Annotated in this window: 22 protein-coding genes and 1 tRNA gene; 14 read left to right on the top strand and 9 right to left on the bottom strand. The window is 61.3% G+C overall.

The window, feature by feature from the left end; translation table 11 throughout:
- The first annotated feature begins 35 nt into the window (after positions 1 to 35).
- Positions 36 to 563 (top strand): helix-turn-helix domain-containing protein, encoded by a 528-nt coding sequence (locus M2394_RS04215; protein WP_259171746.1) that lies wholly within the window; start codon positions 36 to 38, stop codon positions 561 to 563.
- 43 nt (positions 564 to 606) lie between these two features.
- On the opposite strand, the gene M2394_RS04210 is transcribed toward M2394_RS04215, so the two are convergent.
- On the bottom strand, positions 607 to 1623 hold the full coding sequence (locus tag M2394_RS04210) for a DUF4917 family protein (protein WP_259171745.1): 1017 nt from the start codon (positions 1621 to 1623) through the stop codon (positions 607 to 609).
- Positions 1624 to 1746: 123 nt separating this feature from the next.
- Here M2394_RS04210 and yiaY point away from each other — a divergent pair, with 123 nt between their 5' ends.
- The 6 genes from yiaY to M2394_RS04180 all read left to right on the top strand — a co-directional run bounded on the left by yiaY (position 1747) and on the right by M2394_RS04180 (position 8374).
- Positions 1747 to 2895: an L-threonine dehydrogenase gene (yiaY, locus tag M2394_RS04205; RefSeq protein WP_178920976.1), complete on the top strand. Its 1149-nt coding sequence runs from the start codon at positions 1747 to 1749 to the stop codon at positions 2893 to 2895.
- A gap of 109 nt (positions 2896 to 3004) precedes the next feature.
- A complete protein-coding gene (locus M2394_RS04200) occupies positions 3005 to 3679 on the top strand; it encodes an NAD(P)H-binding protein (protein WP_259171744.1) in 675 nt (224 codons plus the stop codon).
- Positions 3679 to 4590, top strand: a complete 912-nt coding sequence (locus tag M2394_RS04195) for a LysR family transcriptional regulator (RefSeq protein WP_259171743.1) — start codon at positions 3679 to 3681, stop codon at positions 4588 to 4590. Before M2394_RS04200 ends, M2394_RS04195 begins: the two co-directional genes overlap by 1 nt.
- 261 nt (positions 4591 to 4851) lie before the next feature.
- Positions 4852 to 6045: a CaiB/BaiF CoA-transferase family protein gene (locus M2394_RS04190; RefSeq protein ID WP_178920982.1), complete on the top strand. Its 1194-nt coding sequence runs from the start codon at positions 4852 to 4854 to the stop codon at positions 6043 to 6045.
- Positions 6042 to 6983, top strand: coding sequence for a hydroxymethylglutaryl-CoA lyase (locus M2394_RS04185; RefSeq protein WP_259171742.1), 942 nt, complete (start codon positions 6042 to 6044; stop codon positions 6981 to 6983). Before M2394_RS04190 ends, M2394_RS04185 begins: the two co-directional genes overlap by 4 nt.
- A gap of 59 nt (positions 6984 to 7042) precedes the next feature.
- Positions 7043 to 8374, top strand: a complete 1332-nt coding sequence (locus M2394_RS04180) for an MFS transporter (RefSeq protein ID WP_178920986.1) — start codon at positions 7043 to 7045, stop codon at positions 8372 to 8374.
- Here the strand turns inward: M2394_RS04180 and M2394_RS04175 are convergent, their stop codons facing one another.
- On the bottom strand, positions 8375 to 8863 hold the full coding sequence (locus tag M2394_RS04175) for a DMT family transporter (RefSeq protein ID WP_259171741.1): 489 nt from the start codon (positions 8861 to 8863) through the stop codon (positions 8375 to 8377).
- A 77-nt stretch (positions 8864 to 8940) separates the two neighbouring features.
- Between M2394_RS04175 and M2394_RS04170 the strand changes: the two genes are divergently transcribed.
- The 3 genes from M2394_RS04170 to M2394_RS04160 all read left to right on the top strand — a co-directional run bounded on the left by M2394_RS04170 (position 8941) and on the right by M2394_RS04160 (position 11323).
- Positions 8941 to 9861 carry a LysR family transcriptional regulator gene (locus tag M2394_RS04170; protein ID WP_405046555.1) on the top strand — a complete coding sequence of 307 codons (921 nt, stop codon included), beginning with the start codon at positions 8941 to 8943 and terminating at the stop codon, positions 9859 to 9861.
- Between the two features lie 172 nt (positions 9862 to 10033).
- Positions 10034 to 10675: a LysE family translocator gene (locus tag M2394_RS04165; RefSeq protein WP_176999214.1), complete on the top strand. Its 642-nt coding sequence runs from the start codon at positions 10034 to 10036 to the stop codon at positions 10673 to 10675.
- 120 nt (positions 10676 to 10795) lie between these two features.
- Positions 10796 to 11323: a DUF4142 domain-containing protein gene (locus M2394_RS04160; RefSeq protein WP_178920992.1), complete on the top strand. Its 528-nt coding sequence runs from the start codon at positions 10796 to 10798 to the stop codon at positions 11321 to 11323.
- Between the two features lie 54 nt (positions 11324 to 11377).
- Here M2394_RS04160 and M2394_RS04155 read toward each other — a convergent pair whose 3' ends face one another.
- The 5 genes from M2394_RS04155 to M2394_RS04135 form a co-directional block, all read right to left on the bottom strand.
- Positions 11378 to 11803, bottom strand: coding sequence for a low affinity iron permease family protein (locus tag M2394_RS04155; protein ID WP_178920994.1), 426 nt, complete (start codon positions 11801 to 11803; stop codon positions 11378 to 11380).
- A gap of 89 nt (positions 11804 to 11892) precedes the next feature.
- Positions 11893 to 12393, bottom strand: coding sequence for a methylated-DNA--[protein]-cysteine S-methyltransferase (locus M2394_RS04150; protein ID WP_178920996.1), 501 nt, complete (start codon positions 12391 to 12393; stop codon positions 11893 to 11895).
- Positions 12394 to 12480: 87 nt separating this feature from the next.
- Positions 12481 to 12891 carry a type II toxin-antitoxin system HicB family antitoxin gene (locus tag M2394_RS04145; protein ID WP_259171738.1) on the bottom strand — a complete coding sequence of 137 codons (411 nt, stop codon included), beginning with the start codon at positions 12889 to 12891 and terminating at the stop codon, positions 12481 to 12483.
- A 22-nt stretch (positions 12892 to 12913) separates the two neighbouring features.
- Positions 12914 to 13096, bottom strand: coding sequence for a type II toxin-antitoxin system HicA family toxin (locus M2394_RS04140; protein WP_259171737.1), 183 nt, complete (start codon positions 13094 to 13096; stop codon positions 12914 to 12916).
- A gap of 168 nt (positions 13097 to 13264) precedes the next feature.
- A complete protein-coding gene (locus M2394_RS04135; protein WP_178921002.1) occupies positions 13265 to 14158 on the bottom strand; it encodes a LysR family transcriptional regulator in 894 nt (297 codons plus the stop codon).
- A 95-nt stretch (positions 14159 to 14253) separates the two neighbouring features.
- Between M2394_RS04135 and M2394_RS04130 the strand changes: the two genes are divergently transcribed.
- The 4 genes from M2394_RS04130 (at position 14254) to M2394_RS04115 (ending at position 17386) form a co-directional block, all read left to right on the top strand.
- Complete coding sequence (locus tag M2394_RS04130) at positions 14254 to 15417, top strand: MFS transporter (RefSeq protein WP_259171736.1); 1164 nt, start codon at positions 14254 to 14256, stop codon at positions 15415 to 15417.
- Entirely contained in the window at positions 15414 to 16595 is a 1182-nt protein-coding gene (locus M2394_RS04125; protein WP_259171735.1) for an MFS transporter, read from the top strand. The genes M2394_RS04130 and M2394_RS04125 overlap by 4 nt, the downstream gene beginning before the upstream one ends.
- Positions 16596 to 16784: 189 nt before the next feature.
- A complete protein-coding gene (locus M2394_RS04120) occupies positions 16785 to 17093 on the top strand; it encodes a hypothetical protein (RefSeq protein ID WP_178921007.1) in 309 nt (102 codons plus the stop codon).
- Positions 17093 to 17386 carry a DNA-binding transcriptional regulator gene (locus tag M2394_RS04115; protein WP_178921009.1) on the top strand — a complete coding sequence of 98 codons (294 nt, stop codon included), beginning with the start codon at positions 17093 to 17095 and terminating at the stop codon, positions 17384 to 17386. Before M2394_RS04120 ends, M2394_RS04115 begins: the two co-directional genes overlap by 1 nt.
- 111 nt (positions 17387 to 17497) lie before the next feature.
- On the opposite strand, the gene M2394_RS04110 is transcribed toward M2394_RS04115, so the two are convergent.
- A tRNA-Gly gene (locus M2394_RS04110) sits at positions 17498 to 17571 on the bottom strand.
- A gap of 205 nt (positions 17572 to 17776) precedes the next feature.
- On the bottom strand, positions 17777 to 18661 hold the full coding sequence (locus tag M2394_RS04105; protein WP_259171734.1) for an alpha/beta fold hydrolase: 885 nt from the start codon (positions 18659 to 18661) through the stop codon (positions 17777 to 17779).
- Positions 18662 to 18732: the final 71 nt, after the last annotated feature.

The following is an 18732-nucleotide window of genomic DNA, read 5'->3' as shown; positions in this document are numbered from 1 at the left end:
GGCTCTTGCCTTTCTGCAGGGATTAACCGCAGCACATGTCTATCCGTTTGAAACTATTGAGAAAAAAACTTGGCGTGACCCTGGAAGCCCTGGCTGAAAAATCCGGGATGACCAAGAGTTACCTGTCCAAGGTCGAGCGCGGGCTCAATACGCCGTCGATTGCCGCCGCGCTGAAGCTGGCCAAGGCCTTGAACGTGAAGGTCGAAGAGCTGTTCAGCGAAGACAGCGTCAGCCTCGACAGCTACAGTCTGGTGCGCAGCCACGAGCGCCCGGACACCTCGCCGGGTTACGCGGTGTTGGCCCATCAGGTCAGCGAGCGCAGCCTGCTGCCGTTCATCATCTACCCGCCGGCGGAGTTCACCGACAAGACCTTCAAGGAGCACGTGGGGGAAGAGTTTCTGTTCGTGCATGAAGGCCGGGTGGAGGTGGACTTCATGAACGAGCGGGTGATTCTGGAACGCGGTGATGCGCTGCATTTCAATGCGCAGAAGCCCCATCGGCTGCGCTCGGTGGGGCCGGTGCAAGCACAATTGCTGGTTGTGGTGCACAGCTCGGAAGAATGACCACGATGCAGGATTGAAATAGGGGCCCGCTCCCACATTTTGATCAGCGTTCGACAGGCACTGACAGCGCTGAATTGCCCAACGGATGCGTGCGCGCCGCGAAGAACTTCAGTTCCACGCCAGTCCCATCGAACAACGCCGAATACCGCCGTTTCTGCTGAAGAATAAACCCGTCACTGCGCCCCGACACCGAAATCGCCAGGGTCGATACATTCGCCTGGCGAATCGCGTCCACCAGGTGCTTGTCCTGCGCGCCCAGCTCATGGCCGAAGATGCACAGCGCACCCTCATGGGTCAGCAATTGTTCATAACAGAACGACAGGTAATCCGAGCTGCGGATGGTCTTGAGCTTCTCTTCAACCTTGCCCTCGCTGACAAACAGCGGCACATCGTCCAGGGTCTTGAGCGTGTTGTTGATGGCAAAACTGCTGAGCAGGGTGCTGTCGGTGGACGGCAATTTGCGTGCGGTGCCGTCGAGGTTGCGCACCAGGTGCAGGCCGCCGTGCAGGTAGAGGATGCGCGTCGCCTCCGTGCGGGTGTTGCGCAGGTCGAAGCTGGCGTCGGCGCTGCCGAACAGGTCGTCGATGCCCGGGGTGTGCAGGATCGCCCAGTAGTTGAGCAAGTCGTAGTTGCTGGTGAATACCGTGGCGTAGCTCGCCAGTTCAGCGTTGATCGTCGCCAATGTCGACGGCTGCACCAGGCGCCAGGGGATGTGCACGCTGTGGATGGTATTGATCAGCGCTTCCTTGATCGCATAGTAGCGATTGCGCGGCGCCGCCGAGCTGACGGCCAGGGCCTTGTTGACTCGGCTGGTGGTTTTCAGCGCACCCAGGGCTTGCTCGAAACTACGGGTTTGCAGGGCGTCGAATACGCTGAGTTCGGACTGGCTCAGGGGTTTTTCTTCGACGGTGCGCGCGTTTTCGAACAGCGAGTCGTAGGCAAAGTCTTCCCAGATCGTACGGCTGGCACCGTTGCCGATCAGAATCGCGCTGAAGTCGACGGCGCTGCGCAGCGCATTCCAGTCGTCTAGGTGGGCGTCAATATCCTGGAAATCCTTCATTGCGGCGGGTCTACTCGAAATCGGCTGGGCGGTGACTTTATCACGAGCGGGCGTTGATCCTGATCAAGATACGCCGCGCGGTAGAGGTGGATTCTGTTGGCATAACGCCTCTGAGGATTGACCATGAGCAGCACCTTCTTCATCCCCGCCGTCAACATCATGGGCATCGACTGCCTCGACGAAGCCATGACCGCCATCCGCAACTATGGTTTTCGCAAGGCGCTGATCGTCACGGACGCGGGCCTTGCCAAGGCCGGCGTTGCCAGCATGATTGCCGAGAAACTGGCCATGCAGGACATCGACTCAGTGATCTACGACGGCGCCAAACCCAACCCCACGGTTGAGAACGTCGAGAACGGCCTGGCGCTGTTGCAGCAGAGCGCCTGTGATTGCGTGGTGTCCCTGGGCGGCGGTTCGCCCCATGACTGCGCCAAGGGCATCGCCCTGTGCGCCACCAACGGCGGGCACATCGGCGACTACGAAGGGGTCGATCAATCGAGCAAGCCGCAACTGCCGCTGGTGGCCATCAACACCACGGCCGGCACCGCCAGCGAGATGACCCGTTTCTGCATCATCACCGACCAAACCCGCCACGTGAAAATGGCCATTGTCGACCGCAACGTCACGCCGCTGCTGTCGGTCAACGACCCGGCGCTGATGGTCGGCATGCCCAAGGGCCTCACCGCCGCCACCGGTATGGACGCCCTGACTCACGCCATCGAGGCCTACGTGTCCACCGCCGCCACGCCGATCACCGACGCCTGTGCGATCAAGGCCATCGAGCTGATCAGCGCCAACCTGCGCCTGGCGGTCCGCGATGGCAGCGATCAGGCGGCGCGGGAAAACATGGCCTACGCGCAATTCCTGGCAGGCATGGCCTTCAACAACGCGTCCCTGGGTTTCGTGCACGCCATGGCTCATCAACTGGGCGGCCTGTATGACCTGCCCCACGGCGTGTGCAACGCGGTGTTGCTGCCTCATGTGCAAAGCTTCAACGCCAGCGTCAGCGCCAAACGCTTGAGCGATGTGGCGCGCGCACTGGGCGCCGACATCAAGGGCCGCACCCCGGAAGAAGGCGCGCAAGCCGCCATCGCCGCGATCCGCAGCTTGTCCCACGACGTCGAGATCCCGGCCGGCCTGCGGGAACTGGGGGCCAAATTGCAGGACATTCCCCTGCTCGCCACCAATGCCTTGAAGGACGCCTGCGGGTTGACCAACCCACGGCGCGCCGATCAGCGTCAGATCGAGGAGATCTTTCGCAGCGCGTTCTGAGCCGGGCAGTGGCAAGCTGCAAGCGTTAAGCTACAAGCTGGTAAGGTGTGAATCTCGCACTGCATTCAACTTGAGCATGAAGCTTGCGGCTTGCCGCTGAGGTCCCCCTATGAGAGTTCTGCTATTCGGCGCCACCGGCATGGTCGGCCAAGGCGTGCTGCGTGAGTGCCTGTCGGCCGCCGATGTCCAGGAAGTCGTCGCCGTCGGCCGCACGCCGTTGACGCAGCAACACGGCAAGCTGCATCAGGTGTTGCACAGCGACATGCTGGATTTCCAGCCACTGGAAAACCTGCTGCAAGGCTTCGACGCCTGCTTCTTCTGCCTTGGCGTTTCTTCGGCGGGGATGAACGAGATCAAGTACACCCACCTCACCTATGACCTCACGCTGGTCGCGGCCAGCACCCTGGCGCGGCTCAATCCGCAGATGACGTTTATCTACGTGTCCGGCGCTGGCACCGACAGTTCCGAAGCCGGCAAGTCGATGTGGGCGCGGGTCAAGGGCAAGACCGAGAACGCCTTGCTGCGCCTGCCGTTCAAGGCGGTGTACCTGTTTCGGCCGGGGGTGATCCAGCCGTTGCATGGCGTGCGTTCCAAAACGCCGTTGTACCAGTCGTTCTACACCGTGCTCGGGCCGTTGTTGTCGTTCTTTCGTCGGATCAAACCGGATTGGGTAGTGAGCACCGAGACCGTCGGCCGGGCGATGTTGCAGGCGGCGAGCGTGGGGGCGCCGCAGCCGGTGGTGGAACAGGCCGGGATCAATCGCTTGGCTGACGAGCGTCACTGATGTTGCACAAAAGCCTGGTGCGCCGGCTGGACCTGATCACTTTGCAACTGTTCGTCGCGGTCTACGAGGAGGGCACCTTGACCCGTGCCGCCAACCGCGAAGCCATTGCCGTGTCGGCGGCCAGCAAGCGCTTGATGGAGCTGGAGCAAGTGCTGGGTGTGAGCCTGTTCGTGCGCCGTGCCAAGGGCATGGACCTGACCGCCGCCGGGGAAACCCTGTTGCACCACGCCCGGCAGATGTTGTTCAACGTCGAAAAAATGGGCCTGGAGCTGGGCGAGCACAGCCACGGCGTGCGCGGTTATGTGCGGATGCTGGCCAACCTGTCGGCGATCATTCAGTTTCTTCCTGAAGATTTACGGGATTTTTCCCAGCTGCACCCCGAAGTGAAAACCGATCTGGAAGAGCGCCCCAGCAACGGCGTGGTGCAAGGCGTGCTCGATGGTGTGGCCGACCTGGGCATCTGCTCCAGTGACGCCGACACCAAAGGCTTGCCCGGCGTGACCTACCGTCTCGACAAACTGGTGGTGCTGATGCCCGCCGATCATCCGCTGGCCACGCGCGACAGCCTGGCGTTCGCCGAGACCCTGGACAGCGATTATGTCGGCTTGCACGCCGCCAGTTCGATCAACATGCGCACCCACGCCGCCGCGCGCGAGGCGGGCAAGATGCTGCGCCTGCGCATTCATGTGCCGGGGTTTGATGCGATGTGCCGGATGGTCCAGGCGAACATGGGCATTGGCATCCTGCCGCACAAGGCCTATGAATTGTTCGGCCGGGCGCTGGGCCTGCACGCGGTGCCGTTGACGGATGCCTGGTCGGATCGCAGCCTGATCCTGGTGGTGCGCGATGAGGCGCAACTGTCGCCAGTCAGTCGCCTGCTTTTCGACTACTTGCGCAAGGCGCTGGTGTAACTGAAACCCTGTCGGCCTCATCGCGGGCAAGCCCGGCTCCCACAGGGGAATGCGGTTATCTGTAGGAGCCCGGCTTGCCGGCGATGGCGGCCTCGAAACCGGCGCAAACCTTGAGACAGCCATCGCCGGTAAGTCGGATCCTACAGATAATTCCTTGGATGTTCGTGTTTGGCGAACGCTCGTTGCCAACTGACGGTTGGATTTCTCCTGTGGCTGCCCTCTAGTCTTGGCCCCACATTCCAAGAACAAGAGGTACACCCCATGACGGCTCCCCTGAGCGGTATCAAGGTGATCGAGATCGGCACCCTGATTGCCGCGCCGTTCGCCGCGCGGCTGATGGCCGAGTTTGGCGCCGAGGTGATCAAGATCGAAGCCATGGGCCAGGGCGACCCGCTTCGCAAATGGCGAAAGCTGCACGAAGGCACGTCGCTGTGGTGGTACCTGCAATCGCGCAACAAGAAATCCCTGGCCCTGAACCTCAAGTCCCCGGAAGGCCTGGGCCTGATCAAGCAACTGCTCGGCGACGCCGACGTACTCATCGAAAACCTGCGCCCCGGTGGCCTGGAAAAACTCGGCCTGGGCTGGGATGTGCTGCAGGCCATCAACCCCAAGCTGACCCTGGTGCGCATCTCCGGCTACGGCCAGACCGGCCCCTACCGCGACCGCCCTGGCTTCGGCGCCATCGGCGAGGCCATGGGCGGCATCCGCTACACCACCGGCAACCCGGACTCACCGCCTGCGCGGGTCGGCGTGAGCCTGGGCGATTCCCTGGCTTCATTGCACGGCGTGATCGGCGCGCTGATGTCGCTGCTGCGGGTCAAGACCGGGCAGGGCGACGGGCAGGTGGTCGATGTGTCCCTGGCCGAAAGCGTGTTCAACCTGATGGAAAGCCTGGTGCCCGAATACGACATGCTCGGCCATGTGCGTGAGCGCAGCGGCGGGGCGTTGCCCGGCATTGCGCCGTCCAACACTTACCTGACCGCCGACGGCGCCTATGTGGTGATTGCCGGCAACAGCGACCCGATCTACAAGCGCCTGATGACCACCATCGGCCGCGCCGACCTGGCCGACGCGCCCGAGTTCGCCCACAACGATGGCCGCGCCGCCAAGAGCGGTCTGCTCGATGCGGCAATCACCCACTGGACCAGCAGCTTGCCCATCGAGCAGGTGCTCAGCGCCCTGGAAGCCGCCGAAGTGCCGGCCGGGCGTATCTACTCCGTGGCCGATATCGTCAGCGACCCGCACTACCAGGCGCGTGACATGTTGCTCAATGCCGAGTTGCCCGGTGGTGTGTCGGTGAAGATGCCGGGCATCGTGCCCAAGCTGTCCGAAACCCCTGGCGGCGTGAACTGGCAAGGGCCGACCCTGGGCCAGCACACCGACGATATCCTCGGCAGCCTGGGCCTGACCGGGGCCGATATCCAACGCCTGAAAACTGCGGGAGTGGTGCAATGATTGGTGATTATTCCGACGCGCTGATCGTGCAGGAAGTGTCCCCGCGTGACGGCCTGCAGATCGAACCGACCTGGGTCGAAACCGCCGACAAGATCGCCCTGATCGACGGGCTGTCCCAGGCCGGTTTTTCGCGGATCGAAGCCGGCTCGTTCGTTTCGCCCAAGGCCATACCGGCCCTGCGCGATGGCGAGCAGGTGTTCCAGGGCATCGCGCGCAAGCCGGGTGTGGTTTACGTGGCGCTGATTCCCAATCTCAAGGGCGCCCAGCGCGCCATCGCGTCCCGCGCCGATGAGCTGAACCTGGTGATGTCCGCCAGCCAGACCCACAACCTGGCGAACATGCGCATGCGTTGTGAAGCGTCGTTGGAAGCGTTTGGCGACATCGTCAGCTTTGCTGCCGGGCATCCGGTCAGTCTCAATGGCAGCATCGCCACCACTTTCGGTTGCCCGTTCGAGGGCAAGATTGATGAGGACCGCGTGCTGCACATTGTCGACGCTTACCTGGAACTGGGCATTAAGGGCATCAGCCTCGCTGACACCACCGGCATGGCCAACCCGCGTCAGGTGCAGCGCCTGGTCAAGCGTGTGCTGGAACGTGTGCCGGCCAGTGACCTGACTCTGCATTTCCATAACACGCGGGGCTTGGGTCTATGCAATGTGCTGGCCGCCTTTGAAGCCGGCGCCCGGCGTTTTGACGCGGCCCTTGGCGGCCTGGGTGGCTGCCCGTTCGCGCCAGGAGCCTCGGGCAATATCTGTACCGAAGACCTGGTGAACCTCTGCGACGAAGTCGGCATTCCCACCGGCATCGACCTGCCGCACCTGCTAGACATGTCCCGCCGCTTGCCGGCCCTGCTGGGCCATGAGTTACCCGGCCAGGTGGCCAAGGCCGGGCGCAACTGCGACCTGCATCCGCCACCGGCGTACATCGCCACGCTGTAACGCTGCACCAGACAACAAAAACAATCGGGCGCCTGTGAGCAGCCCGCTGGAGAGAAACCATGAGCACTAATACGTTAGAGGCCGGCGCGCGCACGGCCAATGAGATCGACGCGGAAAAAGCCCTGGTCAGCAAGGTCGCCTGGCGCCTGATGCCACTGATCATGGTGTGCTACCTGTTTGCGTTTTTTGACCGGATCAACATCAGCTTCGCTAAGTTCCAGTTGCAGGCCGACCTGAGCCTGAGCGACACCGCCTACGGTTTGGGTGCCGGGTTGTTTGTGGTGGGCTATGTGATCTTCGAAGTGCCGAGCAACATGATGCTGTACAAGGTCGGCGCCCGGCGCTGGATCGCGCGGATCATGATGTCCTGGGGCTTGGCCACGGCGGCCATGGTGTTTGTCACCGCCGAGTGGCAGTTCTACGGCTTGCGCTTCATCATCGGCGCGATGGAAGCGGGCTTTGCGCCGGGCGTGCTGTATTACCTGACGTTGTGGTTCCCTCAGCACTTTCGTGGGCGCATCACCTCGATGCTGTTCCTGGCCTCGGCCTTTGCCGGGCTGGTAGGCGCACCGTTTTCCGGCCTGGTGCTGGAGCACCTCGACGGCGTGCTGCAAATGCGTGGCTGGCACTGGTTGTTCCTGCTCGGCGGCTTGCCGTGCATCGGCCTGGGCTTCATGGTGTTGACGCTGCTCAAGGACCGCATCGAAGACGCCCATTGGCTGACATCGGCGGAGAAGGCCTTGCTGTCGAGCCGTATCGCCAAGCATGAGCCGAACTCGCACGGTGGTTCACTGCTGTCGGCGATCCGTATTCCCGGTTTCCTGATGCTCGGTTTTATCTACTTTTTGATCCAGGTGGCGTCCTACGGCCTCAACTTCTGGGCACCGCAGCTGATCCGCAGCGCGGGTACCCAGAGCCCGGTGATGATCGGTTTGCTCACGGCCATTCCCTATGTGTGCGGTGCCATCAGCATGGTGGTGATCGGGCGTTTGTCGGACGCTACCGGCGAGCGCCGCAAGTTTGTCAGCGGCCTGGTGTTGCTAGGCGCCGTGGGCTTCTTCAGTGCCGGCATCTTTGCCGACCACACCACCTTCCTGATCATCGCCCTGGGCATGTTGGGCGCGGGCATCATCGCCTCGATCCCGACCTTCTGGACCTTGCCACCCAAGTTGTTGGCCGGCGCCGGTGCCGGTGCGGCGGGCGGCATTGCGGTGATCAATACCCTCGGGCAGTTCGGCGGCATCGTCAGCCCGGTGATGGTGGGGCGCATCAAGGACCTGACCGGCAGCACCACCCCGGCGCTGTACGTGATTGGCGTGTGTGCGCTGTTGGCAGCAGCCCTGTTGCTGTGGGGCTTGCCGCAAAAACTGCGCACCCTCGACAAGGGCTGATCAGCCCGCCGTTGCCAAGGCCCTGGCCGGTGTGGCGCTGAACTGAATCAACGCCACGCCGCCGATCAACAACAACGCCCCCAACACGCGGGGCGTTGTCAGTTGGCGCTCCTCCAGGCCGAACAGGCCGAAGTGATCGAGCAGCAGCGAGGCGAGAATTTGCCCGGCCATGGCCAGCGCGATAAACCCTGAGGCCCCTAGCTTGGGCAACAGCATCAATGCCAGGGAAATAAAGCACACACCGAATGCACCACCGGCCCACATCCACAGCGGCGCTTTGCTGATAAACGCCAGGCTCGGCAACGGCAGGCGCAGTGCCAGGATCACCGGCAGCAACACGATGATGCTCACCAGCAAGGAGGCCAGGGTGGCCCACAACGGATGGCCAAGCCCGCGCCCGAGGTTGGCGTTGATCGCGCTCTGAAACGGCACCACCGCGCCGGCGATCACTGCCAGCACCAGCAAACCCACCCAATGCAATGTCGTCATATCGAATCTCCCAGAGGTTTTGCTGGACTCTAAGGTATTCGTCGCGCACATTTAAATTCCAAGTTTATATGATGAATATGCAGCTGATGAATGATCTGCGTCGCATCGACCTCAACCTGCTGGTGATCCTCGACGCCTTGCTCACCGAGCAACACGTCACCCGCGCGGCCGAACGTGTGCACCTGAGCCAGCCGGCTGTGAGCCACGCGCTGGCGCGCTTGAGGGATTTGCTGGACGACCCGCTGCTGGTCCGCCAGGGCGGCAGCCTAGTGCCCACGGCACGTGCGCTGGAGTTGGCAACTCCACTGGCCGAAGCGTTGGCCCAGGTGCAGGCACTGCTGGCGCCGAACCGGTTTGATCCGGCGTCGGCCAAGCGCCGGTTTCGGGTGGCCATGTCGGACTACAGCGCCGCGATTTTCCTGCCGGATCTGGTGCGCACATTGCGCCGCGAAGCGCCGGGTATTGACTTGCAGATTGTCCAGGCCAGCCGCGAAGGCATGGTGGATGGCGTGCTCAATGGCGACCTTGATCTGGCCGCGGGCGTGTTCCCCGACATGCCCGCTGAGCTGCGCACCACGCCCTTGTTTGAAGAGCACTACACCTGCCTGGTGAACCGCAGCAGCCTGCCGGTGGATGGCGCGCTGGACTTGGCCGCTTACCTGTCGCGGCCCCATGTGCTGCTGGAAATGCGCGGCAGCGGCACGCCGGAAATCGAGCGCGCCCTGAGTGCCATTCGTGAGCGTCGACATGTGGCGATCAGCCTGCCGCATTGGGGCGTGGCGCCACAGTTGATCCAGGGCACGGACCTGATCCTGACCGTGTCGTCCCGGGGCTTGCTCAGCATCGATCACCCGGCGCTGGTGACCGTGCCGCCGCCGTTTCATATTCCTTCGTTTGCCGTTGAACTGGCGTGGCATGCGCGGCGAGGAGGGGATTCGGGCTTGCAGTGGTTGATCGGGCAGGTGCAAGGCGTCTTGTATAACACCTCCTCACTGTAGGAGCTGGCTTGCCGGCGATTGCGCCGGGTCAGCTTGCCCACGTAATGCCTGACCGTCCCCAATCGCCGGCAAGCCAACTCCTACAGTGGATCGGGGGTGTTTTCAGGATTGCGCTCCTCGGCAGAACGTGCAGAATCCCTTGACCTTCCAACCGTCTGTTTGAGTCGCGCCCATGACCCCATCCTTGCTGCTCGCCGTCCTTGCTTCGGGTTTTATCTACGGTATTACACCCGGCCCGGGGGTGCTGGCCGTATTCGGTATTGGCGCCGCTCGCGGCCGTCGTGCCGGTGCGGGTTTCCTGTGCGGGCACTTGCTGGGGGATGTGGTGTGGTGCAGTACCGCGCTGATCGCCATTGTGGGCGCGCGGGAAGTGGGCAGCAGTGCGTTTGATGTGCTGGGCGTGCTCAGCGGTCTGTACTTGTTCTGGCTCGGCTGGCGCGCGATCCGCACCCAGCGTCGCAGCAGCGATGCGCCTCAGGGCGCGGCCCGCCACCCGTTCTGGCACGGGATCCTGTTTGGCCTGACCAACCCCAAGGCTTACCCGGTGGCGGTGGCAACCTTCACGGCATTGCTGTCCAGCCGTGCCGAATTGCTGACCTGGGCGATGCTGCCTTCGCTGATCTTCCTGAGCTTTGTCGGCGGCCTGCTGGCCTACGCCATCCTCATCGGCGTGGTCGGTGCCCAGCGCGTGCGCACGGTGTACCAGCGTCATGAAATCCTCATCACCAAGCTCTGCGGTGTGATGTTCATCGGCTTCGCCATCAATGCCCTGGCACACGCGTTGCCGGGCCTGTTTGGCAGCAAACCCGCCTGACGGACCGACGACCGTTCGTCGCACTGGCGAGTTTTTTCTAAACCTTTGCCGCCCTGAAAATTCGAATTCAGGGCGGGGCATATTCCCCCCGCACCTATTTTTGCCCTGGAGGAACCCATCATGAGCCGCTTGGCTATCCGGTTACGCACCGCCAGTTTCGCGATGCTGCTGGGCCTCGGCGCCAGCAATGCTTTCGCCCAGTCGCCTGCCGAATTCATCGAGCAGGCTTCGGCCAAAGGTATGGCCGATATCGAAACCAGTCGCATGGCCCACGCCAAAACCTCGTCCCAGGAAATCAAGGACTACACCATCGAGGTGATCAACGAACGCACCCTGGCCAACCAGCATTTGGCGGCGATCGCCAAGAAGCTCGACTTGCCCGTGGCACCCCGGGAAAAGATCGTCGACAAGGCCGAGACCTTGATGCCTGAACTCAAGGACGGTGATTCCTTTGATGCCGCCTACACCGCCCAGCAGGTCAAGGAAAACGAAGACGCCATTGCCCTGTTCAAACAGGAAGGCGCGGCGTCGGACGTGCCAGAAATAAAAGCATTGGTGGATGAGACGCTGCCCAAGCTCGAAGAGCGTCTGCAAAAGGCCCGTGCCCTCGCATCGACCTATGGCAAAGGTCATCAAGGCGACGGTTGATCACGTCACTTGAAATGAACAACGGCGGCTGGAATCTCTCCAGCCGCCGTTCTTTTAGGCCTGGTTCAAATCAGTCTTGTTCGGCGCCGCATCATCGGCAGCCTGCCCGCAGCTGCTGTTGAGGCTCACGGTGCCGGTGTTGCCGATGCTGCGGTATTCCTGGCGCAGTTTTTCCAGCTCCTTGCGGTCCAGGCCGTCCAGGCTCAACACCGCATTCTGTGCATCCTTGGTCACCCGCAGCAGTTCGTCGATCTTGATGTGCAGGATGTCGTTGTCGCGGTTCTGCGTGTTCTGGATCAGGAACACCATTAAGAAGGTGATGATGGTGGTCGAGGTGTTGATGATCAGCTGCCAGGTGTCGTTGTAATGGAAATACGGCCCGCTCAGGCTCCACGCCAGAATCAACACCACCGCCGCGTAGAACGTACGGGGGCTGCCTGCCCAGCGGGACAGGGATTGCGACACTGCGGAGAATTTCATGACCGTAATTCCTTGAACAAAGGGGTGATGAAAGTATGGACCGCAGGGTCGCTCTGAAATTTCTTTTTACATTTAGGCCGGTGGGTGGCTCAGAACGCCCACCGCGCCTGGCCTGTACCTTCCAGCGCGAGTAGATATTGCTTGGCTTCCAGCCCTCCGGCAAACCCGGTCAGCTCGCCTGAAGCACCGATAACCCGATGGCAGGGTGCGATGATCGAGATCGGGTTGCGCCCATTGGCCGCCCCGACCGCACGCACGGCCTTCGGGTTGCCGATTTGCCGGGCGATGTCGCTGTAGCTGCGGGTTTCGCCGAAGGGAATGGTCAACAATGCCTGCCAGACCTGCTTCTGAAAATCGGTGCCGGTGAAGTCCAGTTCTAGTTCGAAATGGTTGCGCGTGCCGGCGAAGTACTCCTTCAACTGACGCTGGGTTTCCAGCAGCACCGGGCTGTCATTCACCTCGTGCAAATCACCCAGGCGTACGCGGTTGGGCCGGTCTTTTTCCCACAGGATGGCGTTGAGTTTGCCGTCGCGTGCCACCAGGGTGAGCTGGCCGACGGGGGAGGGCATGAGCGTGTAGTGGAATAGCATGGTCGGGCTCCTGGGTGAGGTGTCCTTGCAGTCTAGGGCGACGGGCACATCGGCAAACTACGTTTCTTGCGGTTGAATTCGGTCTGGTCAGTTGCCCTGCTGAAGCACCTTGAGCGCAGCCGAAGCGAGGAAGCCCGAGCGGCTTTTTTCTTCGGGGTGGTGCAGTACATATTCATCAATGCGGTTGAGCAGATAACCCGGCAGCGTGATGTTGAGCTTTTGCGCCTTGCCCAGGTACTTGGTGACATCAATGTCTACGACAGCCCAAGTACAGCCCGCGTATTGCGGGTTGGCAGCATGCAAGGTGACTTTTTGCGCGGAGGGAATCGGTGCGCCATCTTCGGCAAGGATCTCGAAGTGCCCTTCGATTGCTTCGCGAGCCATGGCCATGGCGTCATCCAGGTCGTCACCCGCCGAGTAGCAGCCAGGGATGTCGGGTACTTCCACGCCCCAGGCGTGTTCGTCGTCGCCGGTTGAAATTGCGATGGGGTAAAGCATGTCTGTTGTCCTCCAGGGACGCTCAACTCAATAGCGCCTGTTTCAAAATACTCTTGGCGGTCTTGTCCAGCAGGTCCTTCTTTGGATGAGGGATCGTCACCAGCCCCGGTTTTGTCGGGTACTTGAAGTGGTGATGACTGCCTCGTATGCGCACCAGATACCAGCCGTCTGCAACGATGTGACCTATCAAATATCGGCTATCCACAACACCTCCTTGTGGTGTGTGTTGGTGGTGACTATAACCACTGAAAATAATTTATCAACACTCTACCTACCGGCGGTCGTTGGCCGGTATTTCGGTAGGGGGTCAATGCAGTGTATGAGCGCGCAGGAATGGCGCCGGAGAGAGGTATTGCGAGGTTTTTCGAAGGTATTAGCGGATGTGTAAGGCGTCGGTGATCACGCTGAGAAACGCATCGACTAACACACTTTTAGTCTTGGCTGGCGTCAGCACCAACAGCTGCGCACACGCATCGACCTCCAACAGCGGCCTGTACGTTACGCCCTTGTTCATCAGGCTCTGCGTGCATGCCGGCACCAATGCCACGCCTTGCCCGGCCGCCACCAGCGCAATGATCGAGGTGATCTGCCGTCCGGTCGGCCCTGGGCGCAGGGGCTGGCCGTGATGGCGGTAAAGCTGTTCGATGGACTGGTTCAGCCCCGAGCCGTAATCCGTTGGAAACAGGATCAAGGGGTAGGCACTGAGTTGCGCGAGATTGACTTCAGCGAGCTCGGCCAGCGGGCTGTCGGTGGACACTGCCGCTACCAGGCGTTCCTCGCCCAAGGATAGCGCCTGCACCTCGTTGCCCTGGGGTAGCAAGCGGCTCAAGCCAATGTCCAATCGGCCATCTGCGACCTGAGCACCCAGGCTGCCGGAGGCGCATTCCACCAGGGTCAGTTGCACGTCGGGGAAGCGCTGGGCAAACGCCTGGATGGCGTGGCTGAACAGGTCCGACAAGGCGATCGAACTGACATAGCCCAGCGACAGTTGCCCGGCCGTGCCCGCCGCCAGTTTGCCGGCAATCACCTGCGCCAGCTCCACTTGCTCCAGTACTCCGCGCGCGTAGGGCAAAAATGATCGGCCTTGCGCGGTGAGGGTTACCGTGCGGCTGGTGCGGTCAAACAGCTTGAAACCCAGCTCGGCTTCCAGCGCAGAAATCTGCCGGGTCAGCGGCGGCTGGGCCAGGTGCAGGCGAAGGGCGGCGCGGCCGAAGTGCAATTCTTCGGCGACCGTCAGAAAGTACCGCAGCTTGCGTAGGTCGAGCATCCTGGCCCCAGGGTATTGATCGGTCCGAATTCGGTATTGGTTCAGAACCTGCCCGCCATTCTATAAAGACCTCACAAAATAAAACGAGAGGTTTCATGAAACTGCGCCTGCATTGTGCCCGTCTGGCCCTGTTCCTCTGTGGCTGCGCGGCGTTTCTCAACCTCTATGCCACCCAGAGCATCCTCCAGGTGTTTGCTGCACAGTTCGATATCGGCGCCAGGGCGGCGGGGTGGAGCATCACCGTCACCACCTTGGCCGTGGCGATCACCGCGCCCTTTGTCAGCCGCCTGACCGGGCGTTTCGAGCAGCGGACGGTGATCAGCGTGGCCGCGTTGCTGCTGGCGGTTCCGGCCTTGATGACCGCCAGGGCCGACAGCTTTACCGAGGTGCTGGTGTGGCGGTTTGTCGAAGGCATGCTGATTCCGGTGGTGTTTGCCACCAGTGTGGCCTACATCGGTGATCGCTGGCGCGGCGGCACTGTGACGGAAGTCACCAGCCTGTACGTGGCAGGCACCGTATTGGGTGGGTTTGCCGGGCGTTTCGTGACCGGTGTGATGACCGAATACGTGGGCTGGCGCGAAGCCTTTGAATTGCTGGCAGTGCTGAGCCTGATGGTGGGCGGGTTCATTCAGTTCCTGTTGCCGCCCAGTCGTCCTCGGCCTGTGCAGGTCAAGGCGTCGGTTTCGAGTGTTTTTCGCAGGCCGCTGCTGGCCGCCTACGCCGTCGGTTTTTGCGTGCTGTTCTCCCAGGTTGCCGCGTTTACCTACGCAGGTCTGTACCTTGGCCTACCGCCTTTTAACCTTGGGCCTGCCGCATTAGGCACGCTTTACATGGTGTTCCTGCTGGCGCTGATCGTGATCCCCATCGCCGGCCGTCTCAGCAAAGCGCGGCCCCATGCCGAACTGCTCGGCGTGGCCGCCGTGCTGGGCGTCGTCGGGTCAGCCCTGACCCTGGTGCCATCCCTGTGGTGCATCGTGCTGGGCCTGGCCCTCAGTTCTACGGGTGTGTTCCTGGCCCAGGCGGCGGCGAATGCCTTCACCACCGCCACTGCGCGCGACAACAAGGCCGGCGCCGTGGGCGTGTACCTGACCTGCTATTACCTGGGCGGCAGTTGCGGTGCCATCGTCCCGGCGTTGATCTGGGAGCGTTGGGGCTGGGGTGGCTGCGTGGTGCTGATCATCACCTTTCAACTGTTGACCCTGCTGATCGCCCTGACCGGCTGGAAACCCCTCAAACCTGAACCGATTCCAACACCATGACCCTGACTGCCCGCGAAACAAATACCCGCCGTCGCCACTTGATCGCCGGCTGCGGCGCCCATGCCGTGCACGATGGTCTCACCGATGTGATCTACGTGTTGCTGCCGATCTGGCAAGCGCAGTTTGCCTTGTCCTACGCTCAGATCGGGCTTTTACGCGGCGCCTATTCCGGGATGATGGCGGTGTTCCAACTGCTGGCCAGCCGAGCCGCCAGGCGCTGGGGCCGCGTGCCGTTGCTGGTGGGCGGGACTGCCCTGGCCGGGGTTGCCTACATGCTGGTCGGGCAAGCTACGGGGCTGGTCATGCTGCTACTGGCGCTGCTGTTGGGCGGCTTGGGCGCCAGCACCCAGCATCCCTTGGCCTCTTCGATGATCACCGACGCCTATGAAGACGGCGGGGGCGTGAAGCAGGCTTTGTCCCAGTACAATTTTTCCGGCGACATCGGCAAGACGTTGGTGCCCGGCCTGGTGGGCCTGCTGCTGACGGTGATCAGTTGGCGTGCCAGCGCCACGTTGCTGGGCGTGCTGGGGCTCGCATCGGCCGGGTTGCTGTGGTGGTTGATTCCCCGCCAGTCGCGCACCGCCACGGCCCCAGTGGCCGCCAAGTTTCATGCTGGAACCGGCTCTGTCACGGGCCTGCGGGCCTTGATCGTTCTGGGGACTCTCGACAGCGCAGTGCGCATGGGTTTCCTCACGTTCCTGCCGTTCCTGCTGCAAACCAAAGGTGCGGGCACCGCCGGCATCGGCCTGGCCCTGACCCTGCTGTTTGTCGGCGGCGCGTTCGGCAAATTGTTCTGTGGTTACCTGGGCGCGCGCATCGGCATGATGAAGACCGTGTGGCTGACGGAAACCAGCACGGCCGTGCTGATTGTTATGGCGGTGTACCTTCCGCTGGAAGGCTTGATGCTGATGTTGCCGCCGCTCGGCCTGGTGCTCAATGGCACGTCTTCGGTGCTGTACGGCGCCGTGCCCGACCTGGCCGGCGCGGGTAAGCGGGAGCAGGCGTTTGCGCTGTTCTACACAGGCACCATCGGCGGCGGAGCGTTGGCGCCAGTGGTGTTTGGTGGCGTGGGGGATGCGCTGGGCGTGCCGGTGGCGGTGATGGTGTTGGCGGGGGTGTTGTCGGTGACGTTGCCGTTGGCGTGGGGGGTGGAGAAGGGCATAGAGATGGAAAGATGATGGAGCTTTTTCGGATTGAAAACTCAGTTCCGTCCTATGTCATGACACAGGTTGCCTGGAGGTAGAGTCTGCCCTTCATCAATCCCGGCGCATTTTTCGTATGCCTATCAATGAATGACGAGCGGCAGTTGCATGATAGGAAACGACCCGATTAAGCGTTGTGTGCGCCAATGACGTATAGGCGTGGGTATGATATTTATCGAGTCGCTCGCATTTACAGAAGACCTGGCAACGCTTTTGAGTGAGGAAAGCTACGGTGAATTACAGGCATTTCTAGCCGAAAATCCCACGGCGGGTGATGTGATTCAAGGTACCAATGGACTTAGGAAGATCCGCTGGGCTGTGCAGGGTAAGGGCGGTGGTGTCAGAGTGATCTATTACCACTTCTGCGTGGCCTATCAAATTAGATTGATTCTGATCTATCGCAAAGGCATCAAAGATGATCTATCTCCTGCAGAAAAGAGAATTCTGAGCGAGATAAACCGAAGGTGGGAGTGATGGATAAAAAGCTGTTCAACCGTCTGGTCGAAAGCATGACCCAGATGGACGAAATCGTAAGAGGTGAGTGCGCCCCCTCTCGCGAATTTTTTGTTGATGCTTTGAAGGTAAAAGAGATTCGACAAGCCACGGGACTGTCACAAGCACGGTTTGCTAAGGCGATCGATGTGCCGGTAGGGACGCTTCAAAACTGGGAGCAAGGGCGACGCGAGCCGGAGGGGCCTGCAAGGGCGTTATTACGTGCGCTCCATAATGATCCTGATCATGTACTGGCAGCCTTGAAATACAGGTAACCCTGGAATGCTGAGTTTCAGGTAGATAGAAACAAAAAAACCGGCCACCAAGGACCGGTTTTTTTATGCAGCCCCCGCCAAAACCAACCTGGCGCGAGAGCAGAATCTGAGTGGAGCGGGTAGAGGGAATCGAACCCTCGTCGGAAGCTTGGGAAGCTACTGTTCTACCATTAAACTATACCCGCTCAGAGCGGCTGACTTTGTACCAGATGTTCGCCGGGATTTGAAGTTTTTCTTCAAAAATGTGTGGGTTACAGGTGCAGAGGCTGACTTGTCTGCGATACCGGCACCTCTGTGTGTCAGTCACACTTCGGTGATGCTATCGCAGGCAAGCCAGCTCCCACACAAACCTGGCCCCTGCATAACCAGGTAACTTTCCGATCGTGCCTTTCAAATGGCAAAGGCATGCTGCGTCTGGCCCTGGTGGTAGCGCAAGCGACTGGCCGGGCGCTGCGGTTTCAGGAAACCGACGACCGCGTCCCGGCTATCCCGGCACGCCGCCTTGTGCTCCATGTCCAGGAAATGCCCGGTGGCCTGGATGGTGCTGAAGCTGCTGTTGGCCACATGCTGGCCAAACAGCTTGGCGTCCTGGGCGCTGGTGTACTCGTCCCATTCACCGTTCAGGAACAGCACCGGGATGTCGATCTGTTTGGCCGCCCTGAGGTAGCACAGTCGATCGCTGTTGAGCACGTGGCTGATGTGAAAGTGCATCTGCCCATACTCATGCTCGGCCAGGCTGCTCACGTGCTTGTAGTTGAACCGCTTGAACAGCGACGGCAGGTGCTTGCCGATGGTGCTGTTGACCAGGTGGCCGACGCGGTCGCGATCGAGGTTGCCGAGGTAGTCGACCCCACGCTCCAGGTAGTCGCGCATGGGCGCGTTGATCACCGGGGAGAACGAACTGATCACCGCCTTCTCGACGCGGCGTGGCCGGTGGGCGAGGGCGACCAGGGTGGCCGCGCCGCCCCAGGAAAATGACAGCACGTGTTCAGCAGCGAAGTGGTCGATGAGTTCCAGCAGAATCTGGCCTTCGACTTCCTTCGTCAGCATCTGCTCATGACGGTTATGGAGTTTGGAGCGGCCAGCGTAGGGCTGGTCGTACAAAACCACATTGAACTGCGGGTACAGGCTTTTCACGGTTTGGGCGAAGGATGCCGTAGTGGCCATCGAGCCGTTGACCAGGATGATGGTCTTTTCAGCAGCGTCCGCGCGATAGAACTCCGTGTAAACCCGATACTGACCCTGTATATCCAACACAGCGATTTCTGGCCTCATGTCGTAAGACTCCTGGCAAGCGGGTAGGGCGCGCAGATCACTCTGCACGAGCTTTGTGACAGGTAGGCATA

The organism is Pseudomonas sp. BIGb0164 (assembly GCF_024810135.1).
GTDB lineage: Bacteria > Pseudomonadota > Gammaproteobacteria > Pseudomonadales > Pseudomonadaceae > Aquipseudomonas.
This window is presented reverse-complemented; position numbering and strand designations above follow the sequence as displayed.